The organism is Streptococcus hyointestinalis (genome assembly GCF_011039275.1).
Lineage (GTDB): Bacteria > Bacillota > Bacilli > Lactobacillales > Streptococcaceae > Streptococcus > Streptococcus hyointestinalis_A.
In genome coordinates this window covers 849,382-869,461 of record NZ_JAAKGB010000001.1, presented here as the reverse complement: position 1 = coordinate 869,461, position 20,080 = coordinate 849,382, and the positions used below count along the sequence as shown (strand labels likewise).

The window sequence follows — 20,080 nt, the reverse complement described above, 5'->3', positions numbered from 1 at the left end:
CTGATTCAGAACTGATCCTGATTGATTCAGAACTGATCGCTGACTGACTCACTGATTGATTCAGAAACTGATTCAGAACTGATTCGCTGATTGATTCAGAAACTGATTCGCTGATTGATTCATTACTGATTCAGAGACTGATCGCTGATTGATTCAACTGATTGACTGATTCAGAGACTGACTCCTGATGATTCAGAAACTGATTCGCTGACTGACTCAGAGATTGATTCAGAAACTGACTCGCTGACTGATTCAGAGATTGATTGATTCGACTTACTGATTGATTCAGAGACTGATTCGCTGATTGATTCACTTACTGATTCAGAGATTGATTCAGAAGACTGACGATCACTGATTGATTCCTATGATTCAGAAACTGATTCGCTGATTGATTCACTTACTGATTCAGAGATGATTCATTACTGATTCAGAGATTGATTCAGAGATTGATTCACTTACTGATTCAGAGACTGATTCGCTGATTGATTCAGAAACTGATTCAGAAACTGATCACTGATTGATTCAGAAACTGACTCGCTGACTGATTCAGAGATTGATTCAGAGACTGATTCGCTGACTGACTCAGAGATTGATTCAGAAACTGACTCACTGATTGATTCAGAAACTGATTCAGAGATTGATTCAGAGACTGACTCACTGATTGATTCAGAAACTGATTCGCTGACTGATTCAGAGATTGACTCAGAGATTGATTCACTTACTGATTCAGAAACTGATTCAGAGATTGATTCACTTACTGATTCAGAAACTGATTCGCTGACTGACTCACTGATTGATTCAGAAACTGATTCGCTGATTGATTCACTTACTGATTCAGAGATTGATTCAGAGATTGATTCACTTACTGATTCAGAGACTGATTCGCTGATTGATTCAGAAACTGATTCGCTGACTGACTCACTGATTGATTCAGAAACTGATTCGCTGACTGATTCAGAGACTGATTCAGAAACTGATTCAGAGATTGATTCACTTACTGATTCAGAAACTGATTCGCTGACTGATTCAGAAACTGATTCGCTGACTGACTCACTGATTGATTCAGAAACTGACTCGCTGACTGATTCAGAGATTGACTCAGAGATTGATTCAGAAACTGATTCGCTGACTGACTCACTGATTGATTCAGAAACTGATTCGCTGATTGATTCACTTACTGATTCAGAGACTGACTCACTGATTGATTCAGAAACTGATTCGCTGATTGATTCACTTACTGATTCAGAGACTGATTCAGAGACTGATTCGCTGATTGATTCACTTACTGATTCAGAAACTGATTCAGAGACTGACTCACTGATTGATTCAGAAACTGATTCGCTGATTGATTCAGAAACTGATTCGCTGATTGATTCACTTACTGATTCAGAGACTGACTCGCTGACTGATTCAGAAACTGATTCGCTGACTGACTCAGAGATTGATTCAGAAACTGACTCGCTGACTGATTCAGAGATTGATTCACTTACTGATTCAGAGACTGATTCGCTGATTGATTCACTTACTGATTCAGAGATTGATTCAGAGACTGACTCACTGATTGATTCAGAAACTGATTCGCTGATTGATTCACTTACTGATTCAGAGATTGATTCAGAAACTGATTCGCTGACTGACTCACTGATTGATTCAGAAACTGATTCGCTGATTGATTCACTTACTGATTCAGAAACTGATTCAGAGACTGACTCACTGATTGATTCAGAAACTGATTCGCTGACTGATTCAGAGACTGATTCAGAAACTGATTCAGAGATTGATTCACTTACTGATTCAGAAACTGATTCGCTGACTGATTCAGAAACTGATTCGCTGACTGACTCACTGATTGATTCAGAAACTGATTCAGAGACTGATTCGCTGATTGATTCACTTACTGATTCAGAAACTGATTCAGAGACTGACTCACTGATTGATTCAGAAACTGATTCGCTGACTGACTCACTGATTGATTCAGAAACTGACTCGCTGACTGATTCAGAGATTGATTCAGAGACTGATTCGCTGATTGACTCAGAGATTGATTCAGAAACTGACTCACTGATTGATTCAGAAACTGATTCAGAGATTGATTCAGAGACTGACTCACTGATTGATTCAGAAACTGATTCGCTGACTGATTCAGAGATTGACTCAGAGATTGATTCACTTACTGATTCAGAAACTGATTCAGAGATTGATTCACTTACTGATTCAGAAACTGATTCGCTGACTGACTCACTGATTGATTCAGAAACTGATTCGCTGATTGATTCACTTACTGATTCAGAGATTGATTCACTTACTGATTCAGAGATTGATTCAGAGATTGATTCACTTACTGATTCAGAGACTGATTCGCTGATTGATTCAGAAACTGATTCAGAAACTGACTCACTGATTGATTCACTTACTGATTCAGAAACTGATTCGCTGACTGATTCAGAAACTGATTCGCTGACTGACTCACTGATTGATTCAGAAACTGATTCAGAGACTGATTCGCTGATTGATTCACTTACTGATTCAGAAACTGATTCAGAGACTGACTCACTGATTGATTCAGAAACTGATTCAGAGACTGATTCGCTGATTGATTCACTTACTGATTCAGAAACTGATTCAGAGACTGACTCACTGATTGATTCAGAAACTGATTCGCTGACTGACTCACTGATTGATTCAGAAACTGACTCGCTGACTGATTCAGAGATTGATTCAGAGACTGATTCGCTGATTGACTCAGAGATTGATTCAGAAACTGACTCACTGATTGATTCAGAAACTGATTCAGAGATTGATTCAGAGACTGACTCACTGATTGATTCAGAAACTGATTCGCTGACTGATTCAGAGATTGACTCAGAGATTGATTCACTTACTGATTCAGAAACTGATTCAGAGATTGATTCACTTACTGATTCAGAAACTGATTCGCTGACTGACTCACTGATTGATTCAGAAACTGATTCGCTGATTGATTCACTTACTGATTCAGAGATTGATTCACTTACTGATTCAGAGATTGATTCAGAGATTGATTCACTTACTGATTCAGAGACTGATTCGCTGATTGATTCAGAAACTGATTCAGAAACTGACTCACTGATTGATTCACTTACTGATTCAGAAACTGATTCAGAGACTGATTCGCTGATTGATTCAGAAACTGATTCGCTGATTGATTCACTTACTGATTCAGAGATTGATTCACTTACTGATTCAGAGACTGACTCGCTGACTGACTCAGAGATTGATTCACTTACTGATTCAGAGACTGATTCGCTGATTGATTCAGAAACTGATTCAGAAACTGACTCACTGATTGATTCAGAAACTGATTCAGAAACTGATTCGCTGACTGACTCACTGATTGATTCAGAAACTGATTCAGAGATTGATTCAGAAACTGATTCGCTGACTGATTCAGAAACTGACTCACTGATTGATTCAGAAACTGATTCGCTGATTGATTCACTTACTGATTCAGAGATTGATTCACTTATTGATTCAGAGACTGACTCGCTGACTGATTCAGAAACTGATTCGCTGACTGACTCAGAGATTGATTCAGAAACTGACTCGCTGACTGATTCAGAGATTGATTCACTTACTGATTCAGAGACTGATTCGCTGATTGATTCACTTACTGATTCAGAGATTGATTCAGAGACTGACTCACTGATTGATTCAGAAACTGATTCGCTGATTGATTCAGAAACTGATTCAGAGACTGACTCACTGATTGATTCAGAAACTGACTCGCTGACTGATTCAGAGATTGACTCAGAGATTGATTCAGAAACTGATTCGCTGACTGACTCACTGATTGATTCAGAAACTGATTCGCTGACTGACTCAGAGATTGATTCAGAAACTGATTCAGAGATTGATTCACTTACTGATTCAGAAACTGATTCAGAGACTGACTCACTGATTGATTCAGAAACTGACTCGCTGACTGATTCAGAGATTGACTCAGAGATTGATTCAGAAACTGATTCGCTGACTGACTCACTGATTGATTCAGAAACTGATTCGCTGATTGATTCACTTACTGATTCAGAGACTGATTCGCTGATTGATTCACTTACTGATTCAGAGATTGATTCAGAGACTGACTCACTGATTGATTCAGAAACTGATTCGCTGATTGATTCACTTACTGACTCAGAGATTGATTCAGAAACTGATTCGCTGACTGACTCACTGATTGATTCAGAGACTGACTCACTGATTGATTCAGAAACTGACTCGCTGACTGATTCAGAGATTGACTCAGAGATTGATTCAGAAACTGATTCGCTGACTGACTCACTGATTGATTCAGAAACTGATTCGCTGATTGATTCAGAAACTGATTCAGAGACTGACTCACTGATTGATTCAGAAACTGACTCGCTGACTGACTCAGAGATTGATTCAGAAACTGATTCGCTGATTGATTCACTTACTGATTCAGAAACTGATTCAGAGACTGACTCACTGATTGATTCAGAAACTGATTCAGAAACTGATTCGCTGACTGACTCACTGATTGATTCAGAAACTGATTCAGAGACTGACTCACTGATTGATTCAGAAACTGATTCAGAAACTGATTCGCTGACTGACTCACTGATTGATTCAGAAACTGATTCAGAAACTGATTCGCTGACTGACTCACTGATTGATTCAGAAACTGACTCACTGATTGATTCAGAAACTGATTCAGAGATTGATTCACTCACTGATCGCGATCTACTGGTTGACTCGCTCACTGATCGCGATCTACTGGTTGACTCACTCACTGATCGCGATCTACTGGTTGACTCGCTCACTGATCGTGATCTACTGGTTGACTCACTCACTGATCGCGATCTACTGGTTGATTCACTCACTGATCGCGATCTACTGGTTGATTCACTCACTGATCGCGATCTACTGGTTGATTCACTCACTGATCGCGATCTACTGGTTGACTCGCTCACTGATCGTGATCTACTGGTTGACTCGCTCACTGATCGTGATCTACTGGTTGACTCGCTCACTGATCGTGATCTACTGGTTGACTCACTCACTGATCGCGATCTACTGGTTGATTCACTCACTGATCGCGATCTACTGGTTGATTCACTCACTGATCGCGATCTACTGGTTGACTCGCTCACTGATCGTGATCTACTGGTTGACTCGCTCACTGATCGTGATCTACTGGTTGACTCGCTCACTGATCGCGATCTACTGGTTGACTCACTCACTGATCGTGATCTACTGGTTGACTCGCTCACTGATCGCGATCTACTGGTTGACTCACTCACCGACCGCGATCTACTGGTTGACTCACTCACTGATCGCGATCTACTGGTTGACTCGCTCACTGATCGCGATCTACTGGTTGACTCGCTCACTGATCGCGATCTACTGGTTGACTCGCTCACTGATCGTGATCTACTGGTTGACTCACTCACTGATCGCGATCTACTGGTTGACTCACTAGCAGAAGCTGAACGAGATGTGGATTAACTGGTTGAAATAATTGGCTTAACTGAATCAGGTTTTACCCCATTTAAATTAAACATGCTGATAGCCGTCCCCTCACCATTGGAGCGGATATACCAACCATTATTACGCCCAGTTTGTATTATTAGTCCATCTTCCAATAACGTGTTACTTCGAGATGTAGAACCCACTATCTTCAACTTAACATTTTGTAACTCACTAAGGGTACCCTCGTAACTAGTTGTCAAAGAAATAGTATGTGCTCTTGGGGTAGAGGTCGTTGTTGAAACAAACTGATTATTCTTTTTAGGGTTAGAATTTTTTGTAGTTGTTGTCCTATTGCCAGCAATCAAAACATTAGTAGGTTTCCCCATACCACCACCGGTTTCGATATAAATCCCTGTGTATGATGGAGTGGTTCGCCAATCACGAGAAGGCAAAATACTCGTTGGATCATAAGTTACAGTCCAAGTGATGGTTTTAGTAACAGTATCATACTCCCCGCGTAAATTGCTTAATCAAAGAATTGGCGTGGTATTCTGAACGCCCCCACTCCAGCCATAGCTCGTTGTCCCATTTGAATCATTGGCAAAAGCAGAAATCGTAAAGGTAATTCTTTGCCCTGTTGTTGTCTCACTTACGATCGCAAGTCTAAACCGTCCTATAGGGCTTAATCCTTCCTCTAACGTTTTAATTTCAGAGACAGAGGAAGGCAAATTAACCGACTTATTACCTTCGCTGTCTATGTCTATTTTATAAGTATGACCATCAACATAAACATAATTCGACGTTTCTACTGACGAAAAACTATCATTCTTAATCAATTGTTCTTGAATCGATCGCTCACTAGTTATAATAGCATTCTTCAAAGCTTCCAATTGGGCGATACTGGTAGCCCCATTATTTAGCTGTGCATTTGCCTGTGAAATAAGTGATCTTGCTCCCTCTAATCCTTTAATATTTAAAGTTTGAGCAGTCTCAACTGTCTTTTCAAGTGAAGATAGGGCATCTTTTAATTTATTAGACGCATCATTGCGTGAAGAAGTATGAAGCTTTTATTGAGCGATAACCTCCTGCAGCTTCTTAGCCAAAACATTGGCACGCCGTGATAAATTATCATATCGCGATTGAGTAATTGTGGCTGTTGCTAGGAAGTTGTCCAGCTGATTTAAGAGATTTCTAGCTTCCCTTTTTACTTCTTCATACTCTATACGTTCTGTTTCCGTCATGAAACTTGTATCTGTAGCCACAACCTCATTAAGAGTTGTGTATAGCTCTTCTTTAGTTTCGGTTAACTCACCTTTTAAGCTCTTTTCATCTATTTTTTCTGTTTCTCTTTCTGAACTTACAACTTCAGAATCACATTGGGATTCTGAAGTATTCGCAATAATCCTTACCGATTCTGACACTGACTCAGAGACAGAAACTGACTCCGAAGTAGATTGATACAATGATTCAGAAGCCGAGACAGATTCTGAAGTAGATTCAGAAAGCGACAGGCTCATTGATTCAGAGGTGGATACAGATTCGGAAATAGATTCGGAAATAGATTCAGACACTGATTCAGAAATAGAGGCCGACATAAACGTGAAATCTGATTCTGAAACATTTTCCACAATCTCTGTTACAGAAAGTGGTTGAGTCTTTAAAGTAGTACTGTCATTATTTGATGGTAATGTTACCACATCAGTAGTGGATAAATTATCCGTCGCTTTAACACTATCCGCAGCTAGCGTGACAGCTCTTTCCTCTGTATCCGCCATAGCTGTTCCTGTAACACCGCCAGCAGCAATCGCACTAAGAGTTGCAGCCCCTTTCAAAATATTACGTGACAATGACAAATGGTAGTTTATTCCTTCATTTTCGCTAACTATAATCTCTTTTGAAGAAATTCCTTTAAACAAATGAATCAAGCCAATGGATGACATGACTGTACGTACCCAGTGTTTACCGGATTTATGCATCTTAACTCTGGACTTACGCGATGATTAACCAAAAATCTTTTTCTTCTTACTCCCCATAAATAATTTCCTTCCTGTGATTCAGCATAACTGTCGGAGCTCTCTCACTCATTTTTGTGTAAAAATCCCCATTATATTATATTATATTATATTATTACTTTAATTTCAACTAGTATATGTTGTATTTTTCAAAACCCGTTCCTTTTTCTAACAATAATCTTTGGTTTAACTCTCTTAAACTCAAGAATTTTCCTCCACTGATGGATTGAGATAGATCGAAAACTAAAAAAAGGGCGCACTGCCCCCTTGGTTTTTGAACTATTTTTTATTTTTAGACTACCCAACTGGCTAAATGAGTATTCTGGCCTGGTTTGAGTTTGGCTAAGGCAAATCCAACCATCACTAAAAAACTCATGGCAATGGCTAGACTCATCTTCTTAAGCCCTCGGATAGTGTGCTTCTCGAATCGAAAGTCGCGGTCTATACGCCCATTCACCCTCTCCACAGCTGTCCGCTTCTGGTAGAGTAGTTTAAACTTCTGACTATCTCTAGCTACTTGATTAAAGATAATAGGTTCTACCGTCCGTTTTAAACGGAAGACGCGATTGTCCTGATAACGGGGATGAAAGCCATACCGCAAACTGTCACAATACTTATCGTATCCCTTATAGATAAGCTGAATCGCTTTGCCCTTGTCATTCACCCAAAAGATTTCTCCAGATTGATTGTAAATCACATCCGTATCAAGGTATTGCCTGGTTTCATCTTCTTTCCACTTACGAGGATGATCGATGATAGGAATAATTGTGGCTTCTTCTATGAGATTCTGAAGAGGAATTCCAATATAACCACGGTCTGCCAGCAAATATTCTGCTCTCTCCATGGTCGTTGGACGCATGTTTCGAATCAGCCTTTGGGCAACAGTAGGTTCCCCTTCTGAGGCCGTCGTCACTTCCCAAGTAACAGGCAGTTCATAAGTAGCATCAACCACAAGATGACAACGATAGACATAGTGTTTCTCCATAGAGACCGTTCCATTTTTGTGATGAAGTTTTTTAATAGCCATATCGGCATCACAGTCAGAGAGTCTATCCTTTCTTTGTTTCTTACCATATGGTGTTGCATAACTATCAATGAACTTGCCAGCTAGGGCTAAGTCAATACCAAATTCCGGAAGAAGGTTGTATAGTTCAGATATGCCCGATAAAACCCACTCGTCAATGTCTGGACAGACCTCTTCCAAGTCCTGAATAAAACGAGAATAAGCAGACTTAGAGGGAGCATGAACAAGTTTAATAGTACCATTTTTGAGCTTAACACCGTGAGTTTCAAAACCACAGATTTGACGGAGCTGGCTATTCATATTAAGCTGACGAATCAACTGTTGATCGGTTTCCAATTGAAGAACTATTTTAGCGATATAGGCAATGAAGTAAGATTGAACAGAATAATCCTTACGTCCGTGTTTACGTTTGACTTCTAACTCATCAAAGAGACCCGTTTCTGGAAGACCATCTAACACCCTCAAAATTTTTTCTAAATCACCTAGTTAGTGATCCTCAAAAAGGTTAAGCTGTGTTATAATTTTCATAGTGAGACCTCGCTAATAGAGATTTTTGACTTAAAACTATTATAACGCTTTGAAGTTTCATTGAGGCTCACAAAAGGGAAAAATCGCTACTTAACGTGGCGATTTTTCTCTTTATAGCGTGCTAATCTGGTGATAGGACGGGAAGAAATAACTATGGGAATGATTTGTATATCCTGTTAATATATAAGTGCTGTAGATGTTTATTTAAATGTGTCGGTATTTTTGAGTAAAAAATTCTCAGTACAGGACGATTAAGTCTATTTAAAAAGCTGAGTTCCTTGACCACCCCACATCATATGACATTTTGTTTCGGATATAATCTCCACTCGTATTGTAATCTAGCTTCATTTGACAAAAATCTCTTCCTTTCCGAGACTAATTCAAAAGCCACTAACAAACGCATGATCTGTAGTTTAGACACTAAAACGCCCCTAGAATAATAATTCTAAGGGCGTTTTTTTAAGGCTCTATAATATCTGTAGTGGGCAACTCCACCGCAAATCTTATAGGGCTTTTTGAGTGCAACAAAAAAGTCCCATATAGTCTATAAGGAAAAGCGACCAAACCATCATTAGAAAGAACCATATGGAACACATTAACGATACCACAAAACTCATCGGAATCAAAGACTTAAACATCAAAATAGCACTTATTCTCAAACATCAGACTCACATCGAGATAAAAGCCGAGCTGCATTATCCTGCTCCAGCTTGTCCTCATTGTCAAGGAAAGATGATCAAATACGACTTTCAAAGACCCTCCACCAGCCCAATCTTGGATGTGCAAGGCTTGGCAACTGTCCTAAAGCTTAGGAAACGCCGTTTTCAGTGCAAAGCGTGTCGCAGGGTTTCTGTCGCTAAAACTAGTCTGGTTAAGAAAAATTGCCAAATCTCACAGCCTGTCTGGACAAAAATCACACAGCTCCTCATCGAAAAACAGACCAACACAGACATCGCAAATCGCTTCCAAGTCTCTGTTTCTACCGTCCAAAGACAGCTGAATGCTTTCACTTCGAAAGAGAATTTTGAGACATTGACTGAGACCTTATCTTGGGATGAGTTCGAAAGAAACAAGGGAAAATTGGATTTCATTGCGAAAAATTTTGAGACAAAGAAAATCATGGCAGTGCTGGAGAACAATCGCCAAACGACCCTCAAAAAACACTTTTATAGGTATTCTAGGCAAGCTAGAGAGAAGGTCAAAGTCGTAACCGTGGACATGTCGGGAGCCTACATTCCCAGCATCAGGAAACTCTTTCCAAAAGCTCAAAGCGTCCTCGATCGTTTCCACATCGTGCAGCACCTCGCGCGAGCCATGATGGCGACTCGCATTACCATCATGAAAGCCTTTGACAAGAAGTCTCTGCCTTATAGAACCATGAAAAAGCACTGGAGAATCTTGCAAAAAGACAGCAGAAAACTCTCTAACAAGACTTTCTACTCCAGAACCTTTCGACAGACTCTGACACCTAGAGAAATTGTCCAGAAAACCTTAGCTTTTTCGCCTGAACTTCGCTATTACTACGATCTTTATCAGCTTCTACTTTTCCATTTTCAAGAGAAGCGTGTCGAGGCATTTTTCGGACTCATTCACGACAATATCAATACAGTCAACGCAAGTTTTGCAAGAGTTTTCAAGACATTCATAAAGTACGAGACTTATATTACCAACGCCTGGACGCTTCCCTACTCCAACGCCAAACTAGAAGCCACTAACAAACTTATCAAGGATATCAAACGGCAAGCATTTGGATTTCGTATCTTTACGATCTTTAGAATAAAGGATTCTCATCTCTCTGAACATACAAAGAGAGAGAACGAAAATCGTTCTCTCTCGTACATAGCTTTTAACCAACCCACTACAGTTGACAAAGAGCCTCAACTTTTTATAGTTGGTACATATTCTGTCCTTGATTTTACAATAGACTTCTCAACAATGAATACAAAACAGCGATGGTGATGAGGATGATAATCAGAGTGTAAAAAAGTGGATTTTTCTCTTTTTCATGCTCTGGGAGTTCCGCTCTTGCACCAGCAATGGTGTAGTTGATTTCTCTTTCTAGTAATTCGTTTTTAGGCATATGGTCCTCCTAACTTAGGACTTTTCGATAAGTGTCAGAGCTTTCAAAAATCGTCTCTTCTCGCTGATGTCTTGCTACTTGACCATAGTCTCCTAGCCCACGAACGGTCTCAATCAAGCGCTGCGTCTCCTCTGGTACAAAGATATGCGTAGGAAGCGTCAAGTCATGGTCGTGGCTGGTATTGGTATAAGCAAAGATGATTTGATTGTACTCAAAAGATTGGCGAACGCTGTCTAAGACGCTATTGCAGTGGTTGATATCAAAGTACAGGTCACACTTTTCAAACAGCTCATGCGCTTTTTGCGCAGGAAGGTTGGGGTAGAGAACCACATTGTCGTAGCGAGAAAAGCTTGTTAAGCGCTGCGACATCTCTGTTAGAGCTCCGATATGGAAGGCGAAGTCTGACAAGCCAACAACCAAATCCTCCAAATGCTCAATCTGGTCAGAATTGGTCAAAAGCAAGATATCTTTTTTCCCTGTCGGCTGTTTCTTGACCGGATAGGTGTAGCCTAGATAGTGAAAACGTTCATGATGTTCGCTGGGCAACAGCGATAATAGCTGGTCATAGGCTTCCTTTCTCTGGACGATGATACGCTGGACACGGTCCTCTGGATGATTGAAAATCGACTGCATATTCCCAGGAATAGCGTCACCGATTCCCTCCTGCCAAAAGAGCAAGTCATCGCCAGCCCCTCCGATATAGCGGGATAAAAAGAAGGGTGTCGACAAGGAGTTAAACCAAATAGCAGACGTGTCAAAGGCGAGCAAATCAAAGTAGAAATCGAGCAACTCCACACGATTTTTAAAGAAATGTACCTTGTCTTTCCAATTGAGGATAATGGTTCCTGTCTTGAAGTTTTCGACAAGGATTTCTTGACCTTCTTGATTGAAATAGGGCTTGACGGTTGCTTCTTGGTTGCCCGTAAACTGAGTTCTAGCAAAGCGCCAGCCGTATTGATTGTAATGGTCGGTGAAGCGAGCTTTGCCATTTGCACCTAGCCAATCAACATTTTGAATGTAGCGCAGATGTTTTGGTTCGGCGTAGAAAATGGTCGCTTTGTTCTCGCTGTAATTAAAGACCTCTCATTGACTGTTATTGCCTGCGATTTGCCAAAAAGCAGGCACAGGCAATTCATTAAAATAGAGTGGAAGTCTATTTTCTGATTTTTCAAAACCGCAGAAATAAGAGTAAGGTGAGGTCATGCCTTCTGGTAAAAAGCCGTTTTCATTGATGACAATGGTCTGTCCGCTAAAGCCTGCTTGATTGAGCGAATAATCTAGGGCTAGGCTGTCTTGGATTAGCCAGTCATAGAGTTTAATCATGAGACACCTCCTCGATGAAATTTTGCCATTTGGCTGTGATTTGGGCTTGTAAAAAGCCCTCTGCTATCTGGTAGCTGTGCTCATGGAACTGCACAAGGTCAGCTTCTCTAAAGAGCTGGATGATTTTTTGAGCAAAGGCTTTTGCCATGACAGCAGCATCATCAGGTTCCTCCCGAGGGATAAGATAGACATCTTTGCCAGCATCAACAAAGGTTTGATTGCCATAACGGACATCTAAGCCGATAATCGGCAATCCGGAGCCAACAGCCTCCATAAGAGTCAAACCAAAGCCCTCACTGGTTGAGGCAGCAACATAAGCCTCATAGTTTGGATAAATATCTGTCAAATCTTGGTGCCCCTTGAGGTGGATGTAATCCCGCGCCTGGTTTTTGCTAATCTAGTCTCGTAAAAGGGCTTCTTGCCCACCTGAACCGTAGATATCAAGGGTCACTTCTAGCAACTCTTGGTGTGCTAAGACAACCGCCTGAACTAGCCAATCAATGTGTTTTTCACTTGCGAGACGAGAGGCAGTCACTAACGAGTAAGGCTTACGCTGGTCACTTCCTTGCCCACGTAGGCGCTCTAAACTACCGACTGGGATGGTATAGACCTTGGGGTGACGGTTGGTGTACTGGCTAAACTGATGTTCAAGTAAGTTCTTTTGCACGTCGGTCGAGGCGATAAAAGCGTCATCTTTATCGCTGTTTGTGAATTGGTACTCGTAGTAGTTGCTCCAAAGGATGGTTTTATTAGTGGTGCTATTTTCACTAAAGTGCTCGGCATGAATGACGACCGCTAGGCGAGCCTTGCAGTGGTGCTGAAAAACGCTTTGTCCGATACCTGTGGCACGGTCAAGGATAACAATGTCGTTTTCTGTCAGCTTTAAGCGCTCTAACATGTAAGCCACTAACTCATCCTTAGAGTAGAGGAGGCGGTCTTTAAAGATAAAGACGCTGTTATCTCCATCTCGGTTTTCCGTGCAGGCGTCCGTACCATCTTCGTTAAAAAAGGTACGCTGATAGACCTCGGCACGCTGGTTTTTAGGAGCGTAGTATTCGCTAAAGAGCCTCGTGTAGGTAAAGTAGTCCTTACGCACTAAGACGCCCTTTGACACATACTCGACACGCTGGATGATATCCCTGGTCTCATCATTAGCGTAGGCTGTGATAAGCATGTCATTGTCATCGTAAAAATAACGCACCGCCTTGCCTGTACGCTCCACACGAGATAAAGGCATGTCAATGGTCTTTTCCAAATCTGCTAGCGTAAAGCTGGTTTTTGCGATTTTGACATCAGTAAAAAAGGAATAAAGCCAGATAATCTCATCGTCTCTAAAGCCGAGATTGGCTGTTAGGTGTTCGATATTTTCAGTGACAATCATGTCCGTAAAAATAATCTTGCTCTCTAAACCAAGCTCTCTTAGGACACTGGCACGATAGGCTGGGGCGTACTCAACACCACTACTCGCCCAACCAATGCCTAAATTGATGTTATAAAGTGTCACAGGGTCTCTCAGTTCTTATACATAATAAATGGATAAGTGCCCGTCTTTATCCTTGTTAAGCGTACTCAGCATGACATTGCGCACAACCTTGTGCTTGACATCCTCTCCCATACACTGGTAAATGTCATGAGACTCCATATGGTACTCCACGATATTGTTACGCTGTCCGATAGGACGAGTGTTGACGATACCTTTTAGCTGCTGCAGGTGGTCAACCTCCTCTACCCACGCTGCGTAAATAGCTTTTAATATCGACAGACAATAAAACTCATATACCTGCTTAACAGAAAAAAGAAAGGCTTCTTTTTTGTCTTTTTCACTCTGGTAGAGCTGCCACAGGAGATTTTTTACAGTCTCGGGCTTTTGTATGTCTACGCTGTTAGGTATCTCTACAAAATGATAGGCATAATTATCTAAAATATAGCGGCGCAGGTCATGACGACTTTTGGTTTTCATGTCCCTTGCGACACGCTCAATCTCTTCTTCAAAAATGGTATCAATGTATTTTCGTACAGGAATGTCATTGAACATGACCTTGTCTCGTAGTTGATAGATGAGATTTCTCTGAACATCTAGGCTCTCACCGAGTTGCACGGTATTAGCTCGAGCAGAGACTTCCTTGTCCTCACTGATAACTGGGGCGTGATTAACGGCTCGCTTGAAGCGTCCTTTAGTCAACTCTTGTCCATAGTGCTTGTGCTTGGTCTGGCCGCGCTTTTCAAAATAGCTCTTCGCCCAACTTGGACCATTTGTAAGGAGAAGCTCATCCTCTAGGGAGACAAAAAACTGTGACCTGCCTGGGGCACCTCGCCTGCCAGCTCGTCCCATAACTGGTAGGGCTTGTCTACGACTTTGCAGGCGCTCTGTGCCGATAACCGCAAGCCCACCGAGGTCATCGACATTGTCACCGAGCTTGATGTCTGTTCCCCGTGCTGCCATTGGTGTAGCGACAGTGACATTGCCGACCTGCCCAGCTTCTTCGACAATCTGGACTTCTTTAGCCGCATTCTTTGCAGTAAAAAGATTGTGGGCAATGCCTTCTTGAAGGAGCATGCGTGAATAAATCTCAGCAACTTCAACCGTTCCAGAGATAAGTAAAATCGGCTGTCCCGTTGCATGAATGGACTTGACCTCCTCGATAGTGGCATAGAGCTTTTCAGGTAGGGTTGTATAGACCTTATCAGGATAGTAAATCCGCTGTACAGGGCGATTGGTAGGGATAACCACCACCTCTAGCTGATAGGTATCAATCAGTTCATCCTCAGCTGTTTTTCCAGTCCCAGTCATGCCAGAGATTTTAGGAAACATGTTAAAGAGAGACTGGTAGGTCACGGAGGCTGTTGCACGGGTTTCCTTGGTGTTTTTAACACCCTCTTTTGTCTCTATGGATTGGTGAATGCCAGATTGCATTCTAGTTCCTTCAAGAAAACGCCCCGTCCTATTATCTAACAATTTGACCTCGTAGTCAACCACAACATAGTCATAATCTTTTTTATAGAGCTTGTGCGCTCTAAGTGCCAGCATGATCTGCCGGTAAAGCTCACGAGAAGTTTCACTATAGAGGGCATCAATATCAAAAAATGTCTGAGCGTAATCGGCACCTTTATCGGTTAGATAGACATCTTTGTCATCTTTTTTGTACTGGTACTCCTCGTCTTCCTTTAGCGTCTGTACAAACAAATCCGCTACTGGATAAAAATTGGACGGGACACGAGGTGAGCCTGATATGATAAGCGGTGTCTGCGCCATATCGAGAAGCACCGCATCCACCTCATCGACGATGACATAGTTAAAAGGAAGCAAAAACTTGCTATTTTGGTAACCAACGAGATTGTCCGTTAGGTAATCAAAACCAAGCGCTGTGCTGGTTGAATAGACGATGTCAGAATCATAGACCGCTTTTTTTACCTCGGTACTCGGGGCTTCATCCTCATCAAAGACGCCCACACCGACACTCAGACCCAAAAACTCATAGACAGGCTTCATTTCCTCAGCGTCACGCTTAGCCAGATAATCATTGAACGTTACAAGGATAGCGCCTTTTCCTGTTAGGGCATTGAGATAGAGGGGCATGGTGGCAGTCAGCGTTTTTCCCTCGCCCGTACGCATCTCAGCGATTTTCCCTTGATGTAGGACGATACCTCCGAGCACTTGGACATCAAAGGGAAACATGCCTAAAATTCTACGATTTGCCTCTCGGATAGTAGCAAAAGCCTCTGGCAAGATAGAGTCTAGCGTCTCACCAGCTGCCAAACGTTGCTTAAAGCGAGTGGTTTCAGCTTTCAACTCTTCATCCGACAAGTCCTTGTAATGAGAGGCTAAGGCATTGATTTTAGCTAAAATGCGTCGTAGTTTGTAGAGACGATAGCGGTTCAATAAAGAACTTTTTTCTGTAGCTGCCATACTTATCCTTTCTTTTCTTCATTTGTCTCAAGGAGCGGCTCCACAAGCTGTAAAAAGCTAGGGCGCTCAAGAGGAGCATAAGAAGCTGGTACTTTCTCCTCTATCACAATTGGGCAAATCCCATCCTCCTCAAATAAGACAAAACGTTCAAAAACAACCTGCTCACATCCTGCCCCATACAAAGTAATCGTATAAGTGAAGGTGCCCTTGGGACAAGTAAAACTATCACTATCACTTCTTTGGAAGTTCTGTCCAATTACTTCACATTGGCGATTGCTAAAGGCGAGTTTGAGGTAAAAGCGATTAGTAGGAACAGTCCGTGCCACAACCTCTAGCTTATAAGGTTTCTCAGGTGTGAGGAGAGGTAACTCTGGGCTTCTGCGATTACCTTGATAGTTATAGCGAGACGACCCCTTGAAAATCGGGCGACTCGGTGGCATGAGCGGATTTTTAAAGTGAAAACCGCCCTCCTCCATATGAATCTCAGAACCATAGGTGTAGACATTATCTGTATGGATATCATCCAAGGTAATGACAGCTATTTGCTTATAGGTCATGACAATCTCCTTCCGAATCTTTCGCTGAGGAGACGATGGTACTGGCTGTTGAACCACTGATTGAAAGATCGACTGTTATCATTGTGGCGTCCTGTATAGCCTTTTCCATAGATGTGAATGGTTTTATCAGACATGTAGCTCAAAAGTTTTTCAAAGGCATGACCATCGTAGTCATCCTGCTCCATATAAGCTATGGCAAAGGTGGTGTTGGGGTAGTTTGACTGTGTAAATCTTTGCCAAAAGCGCTCATTGAGCTGCTCAGCAGAAGCGTAACTATTGTCTCCTATGATGTTAGCTAGCATGTCTGAACTGGTTTCAAACTCATCTGGAAGTTTGGTCTTTAAACGTTTGACTGTATCTCCGACATTGGTAAAGGGTTTTCCGACAATAACAGCTGTTGGCCGTAAGTCTAAAGCATAGTAGACAGCCCCGTAAGCTCCCATAGACAGCCCTGACAAGACAAGGTCTGACTCTTCAAATCCCAAGTCATCAAGAGTGTTTTTGATAGCAGCAACTAACTGTTCTTCTAATTCTTTGGTTCCCATACAAAAGCAACCACCCTCTAGTCTCGGGTCAGCTACTAGTAAAAATGGAGCTCCTAAACGTTTCATCATGAAAAAGCCCTCAAATCCTTCGGCACCACGAAAACCTGAGAAATACACATTGAGCGGTGGCTGCATATCGCCTGGATTAAAGTAACAAAAGAGCTCTTGACGCTTACTGTCTGCGATACGCTCACCACCAAGCACAAAACGCCCCAGTCCCTTCCTAGAGTAGCGCCAATGAAGCGCCCCAATGGACAGCTTACCTGCTCCCTTAGCATAATCCGTAACATTATAAGCCCCAATGCCTTCCATCGGAGATATGATATAAGGTGCTCTGAACTGTTTTTCTGAAATGATAAAACGTCTTTTGATATCCCCTAGAGAGCCTGCTTGAAACCCTTCTATAAGCCAGTAAACGTCAATACCCTCACTCTTTGTATACTCTTGCCAAATTTCAATGCCCATGGCAAAGATTGGAAAACCATAACGAAAAGAAAAGAGTGGTGTGAATTCCTCACCAAATTCACCTTCAAAAACTGATTCTTTGTTACCAAAATAAGTGACCATATCTTGAACATCTGGAACAACATCTATCTCACCTATCTTCAGCTTAGCACCATAATGTCCACGAAAAAGGTTCTTGGCGAGATAGTAAAAAAGCTGCTGGTAATTGCCGTCAACACGCAACTCACGAATGACCTTGCGACGAAAGAAACCTCTTTTTTGTCCTCTTTCTAAGATGGTCTTTTCATCACGAAAAACAGCGTAGGCTTCAACCGTATCCATCAGAGGCGCAAACAAGTCCTCTGTTACAGGGCTAGTTAGCATAACACCAGAAAAACTGATAGGAATCTTCTCAAGAGCAACCTCGCTGTCCTCCTTGATGTCCCCATTTTCAAGCTTGGCCGCTAATCTTTCTTGCAGTTCTTTGGTAAATAGTTCTTCTATCTCATCAGGCGTACAAAAGAGCCAGTCAAGCGCTGCAGGCAGTTCAACGCCTGCTATTTCTGACCAATTGCTCTCTCCAATCTGGAGAATTTTTAAGTCTTTACTCATATTCCCTCTTCTTCTCTAAGGCTTCCTTCCAGCGGGCTAACAACTGACCGCTGGTGTAGTCTCCCATCTTCTCAACTGCATAGACTAAACTGTCATTCCAATGACGCAGACCGTCAAAGTAATAATACACTGATTTTTCCAGCTCTTCTTCTGTCCTTGCTATCCAGCCATTTTTTTGATGCAAAACATACTCTGTCTGCACTTGGTTAATCTGCGGAATTCCCGCACTGATACTCGCTATCTGGGTATAAAGGTCGGGCTTTTCACCAAGATCAATGACCAAGCGTTCATGGTCGAGCAGTCCGATAATCTGTGTCTCACTGGTTATCAGCTCAACGCTCACTCTGGCATTGTCTTCTTCCTCTGATACATCAATCTGATTTTCCCCGCTGTCTTTGACACTTGAGAAAAAACGAGCAGAATCAAACGCTGCATCAATAAATTGATTGATGTCTTTTTTGAGTGCATTAGCGTCTAGTGCTCTATCATAACTAGCGATGATGAGTTTGATAGAGTCATCTTTCTCCATCAACGCTAATAGACGCTTGAGAAAACGCTGACGCTTATCAAGGTTAATGGTGTCAATAAAGAAATAAATCTCAAGCTCTTTTTGAGACTGGCTATGCCCAAGTCGTAAGCGTGTATCAAAAGGTGTTGACACCAGCACGCTGGGACGCTTCCCTTCTGGCAGAGTGCTCTTTTTGAGGCTATTGATCAGAGCGTCGTGTGTCTCTTTCTTTTCCGTGACAATCAAATCAGCCGCTTCACAGACAGCCGTTAATTGCGCTGTATCAGAGAGATTGTACCTGTCTCCAAAAAAGGAGAAGACCTTGCTATAGGACAAAAAGGCGCTGGTAAAAAAGGCATTGTGACGTGGGTCGCTTGCAATGATAAGCTTATCTGTTTCTGTCATTTGACGGCTTGAAAAGAGCTGCAATCGCTCTCTCAACAACTCCTCCCAAGACTGATAAAGTGTTTTTGAAAATAGCTTGTCTGATTCTGGATTGATAGCGATAAAGCCATCTTGGTGGAGGTATTCACGCACCTGCCAGACACCATTTTCATTGAGATAGGCTTGGTAGATGGCTTCGCCCTTTTCACAGGCGATATAGCTAGAGAGAAAGCCCCTATCGTCAAAGACATAGGACTCTGTTATCACGCCATCTTTTTCCTTATCAATAGTAAGGACATTGCCATTTTCAGCAAAATTAACCCTAGCAATGGTCTTACCTTCCTTACGCACCAAGACGATGAAAGGCGAGTAGAGAAAGGACACGCCCTCCTCCCAATTCAAGCGCTTAAAGTCTATATTTTTCGTGTGCGTACGTGAGATATTTTGGATATCGTCAAAAAAGGACCAGTAAGCTGTCGCTTGCAAATCTTGCTTATGGAGAAAATAGCGCAATTGTGGACGATAACTCAGCACCAAGAGAGCACACTCTTCCTGTGCTTGCTGAAACATCTTGAGCTGATTGATGGTGTAGTCAAACTCCATCTTGTCATAAACACGTGACCAAGTCGGTGTGTCATCGTACCACTGAAGACTAGGATTGTACCACGAGGGAATAAAATAAAACAT

At 42.0% G+C, this 20,080-nt stretch carries 14 protein-coding genes and 3 pseudogenes; 2 read left to right on the top strand and 15 right to left on the bottom strand.

Going from position 1 to position 20,080, the window contains the following annotated elements; all coding sequences use genetic code 11:
• Positions 1-130 precede the first annotated feature (130 nt).
• Positions 131-313 (bottom strand): hypothetical protein, encoded by a 183-nt coding sequence (locus tag G5B60_RS11610; protein ID WP_164682032.1) that lies wholly within the window; start codon positions 311-313, stop codon positions 131-133.
• Between the two features lie 142 nt (positions 314-455).
• Complete coding sequence (locus tag G5B60_RS11605) at positions 456-4,730, bottom strand: DUF445 family protein (RefSeq protein WP_277423789.1); 4,275 nt, start codon at positions 4,728-4,730, stop codon at positions 456-458.
• Between G5B60_RS11605 and G5B60_RS11600 the strand changes: the two genes are divergently transcribed.
• Positions 4,718-5,479, top strand: coding sequence for a hypothetical protein (locus G5B60_RS11600; protein ID WP_277423788.1), 762 nt, complete (start codon positions 4,718-4,720; stop codon positions 5,477-5,479). The genes G5B60_RS11605 and G5B60_RS11600 overlap by 13 nt on opposite strands.
• Positions 5,480-5,501: 22 nt before the next feature.
• Here G5B60_RS11600 and G5B60_RS11595 read toward each other — a convergent pair whose 3' ends face one another.
• The 5 genes and pseudogenes from G5B60_RS11595 to G5B60_RS04205 all read right to left on the bottom strand — a co-directional run bounded on the left by G5B60_RS11595 (position 5,502) and on the right by G5B60_RS04205 (position 8,964).
• Positions 5,502-5,855 carry a hypothetical protein gene (locus G5B60_RS11595; RefSeq protein ID WP_277423787.1) on the bottom strand — a complete coding sequence of 118 codons (354 nt, stop codon included), beginning with the start codon at positions 5,853-5,855 and terminating at the stop codon, positions 5,502-5,504.
• Positions 5,856-5,999: 144 nt separating this feature from the next.
• Complete coding sequence (locus tag G5B60_RS11590; RefSeq protein WP_277423786.1) at positions 6,000-6,350, bottom strand: hypothetical protein; 351 nt, start codon at positions 6,348-6,350, stop codon at positions 6,000-6,002.
• Between the two features lie 186 nt (positions 6,351-6,536).
• The gene (locus tag G5B60_RS11585) at positions 6,537-7,409 is read right to left on the bottom strand and encodes an accessory Sec-dependent serine-rich glycoprotein adhesin (RefSeq protein ID WP_277423803.1); all 873 of its coding nucleotides are present in this window, start codon (positions 7,407-7,409) and stop codon (positions 6,537-6,539) included.
• Positions 7,398-7,454, bottom strand: a pseudogene (locus tag G5B60_RS11580) (KxYKxGKxW signal peptide domain-containing protein); the annotation flags it as partial. The pseudogene G5B60_RS11580 and the gene G5B60_RS11585, both read right to left, overlap by 12 nt.
• A gap of 319 nt (positions 7,455-7,773) precedes the next feature.
• Positions 7,774-8,964, bottom strand: a complete 1,191-nt coding sequence (locus G5B60_RS04205) for a transposase (RefSeq protein ID WP_241154502.1) — start codon at positions 8,962-8,964, stop codon at positions 7,774-7,776.
• Positions 8,965-9,618: 654 nt separating this feature from the next.
• On the opposite strand from G5B60_RS04205, the gene G5B60_RS04200 reads away from it, so the two are divergent.
• Positions 9,619-10,876 (top strand): ISL3 family transposase gene (locus G5B60_RS04200; protein ID WP_430523645.1). Its coding sequence is split into 2 segments (ribosomal slippage): positions 9,619-10,812 and positions 10,814-10,876, totalling 1,257 coding nucleotides; the frame shifts between segments, so codons are not numbered across the junction.
• A gap of 72 nt (positions 10,877-10,948) precedes the next feature.
• On the opposite strand, the gene G5B60_RS04195 is transcribed toward G5B60_RS04200, so the two are convergent.
• The 8 genes and pseudogenes from G5B60_RS04195 to asp1 form a co-directional block, all read right to left on the bottom strand.
• Positions 10,949-11,113, bottom strand: a complete 165-nt coding sequence (locus G5B60_RS04195; protein ID WP_164682799.1) for a hypothetical protein — start codon at positions 11,111-11,113, stop codon at positions 10,949-10,951.
• 9 nt (positions 11,114-11,122) lie between these two features.
• Positions 11,123-12,181 (bottom strand): annotated as a pseudogene (gene gtfB, locus G5B60_RS04190) (accessory Sec system glycosylation chaperone GtfB); the annotation flags it as partial.
• Between the two features lie 15 nt (positions 12,182-12,196).
• Positions 12,197-12,436 (bottom strand): hypothetical protein, encoded by a 240-nt coding sequence (locus G5B60_RS04185; RefSeq protein ID WP_164682797.1) that lies wholly within the window; start codon positions 12,434-12,436, stop codon positions 12,197-12,199.
• Positions 12,429-13,940: pseudogene (gene gtfA / locus G5B60_RS04180) on the bottom strand (accessory Sec system glycosyltransferase GtfA). The gene G5B60_RS04185 and the pseudogene gtfA overlap by 8 nt, the downstream one beginning before the upstream one ends.
• A gap of 15 nt (positions 13,941-13,955) precedes the next feature.
• Positions 13,956-16,343: an accessory Sec system translocase SecA2 gene (secA2, locus tag G5B60_RS04175; RefSeq protein ID WP_164682795.1), complete on the bottom strand. Its 2,388-nt coding sequence runs from the start codon at positions 16,341-16,343 to the stop codon at positions 13,956-13,958.
• Positions 16,344-16,345: 2 nt separating this feature from the next.
• Positions 16,346-16,900, bottom strand: a complete 555-nt coding sequence (gene asp3 / locus G5B60_RS04170) for an accessory Sec system protein Asp3 (RefSeq protein ID WP_164682793.1) — start codon at positions 16,898-16,900, stop codon at positions 16,346-16,348.
• A complete protein-coding gene (gene asp2 / locus G5B60_RS04165) occupies positions 16,897-18,501 on the bottom strand; it encodes an accessory Sec system protein Asp2 (protein ID WP_164682791.1) in 1,605 nt (534 codons plus the stop codon). The genes asp3 and asp2 overlap by 4 nt, the downstream gene beginning before the upstream one ends.
• Positions 18,494-20,080, bottom strand: coding sequence for an accessory Sec system protein Asp1 (gene asp1 / locus G5B60_RS04160; protein ID WP_164682789.1), 1,587 nt, complete (start codon positions 20,078-20,080; stop codon positions 18,494-18,496). Before asp1 ends, asp2 begins: the two co-directional genes overlap by 8 nt.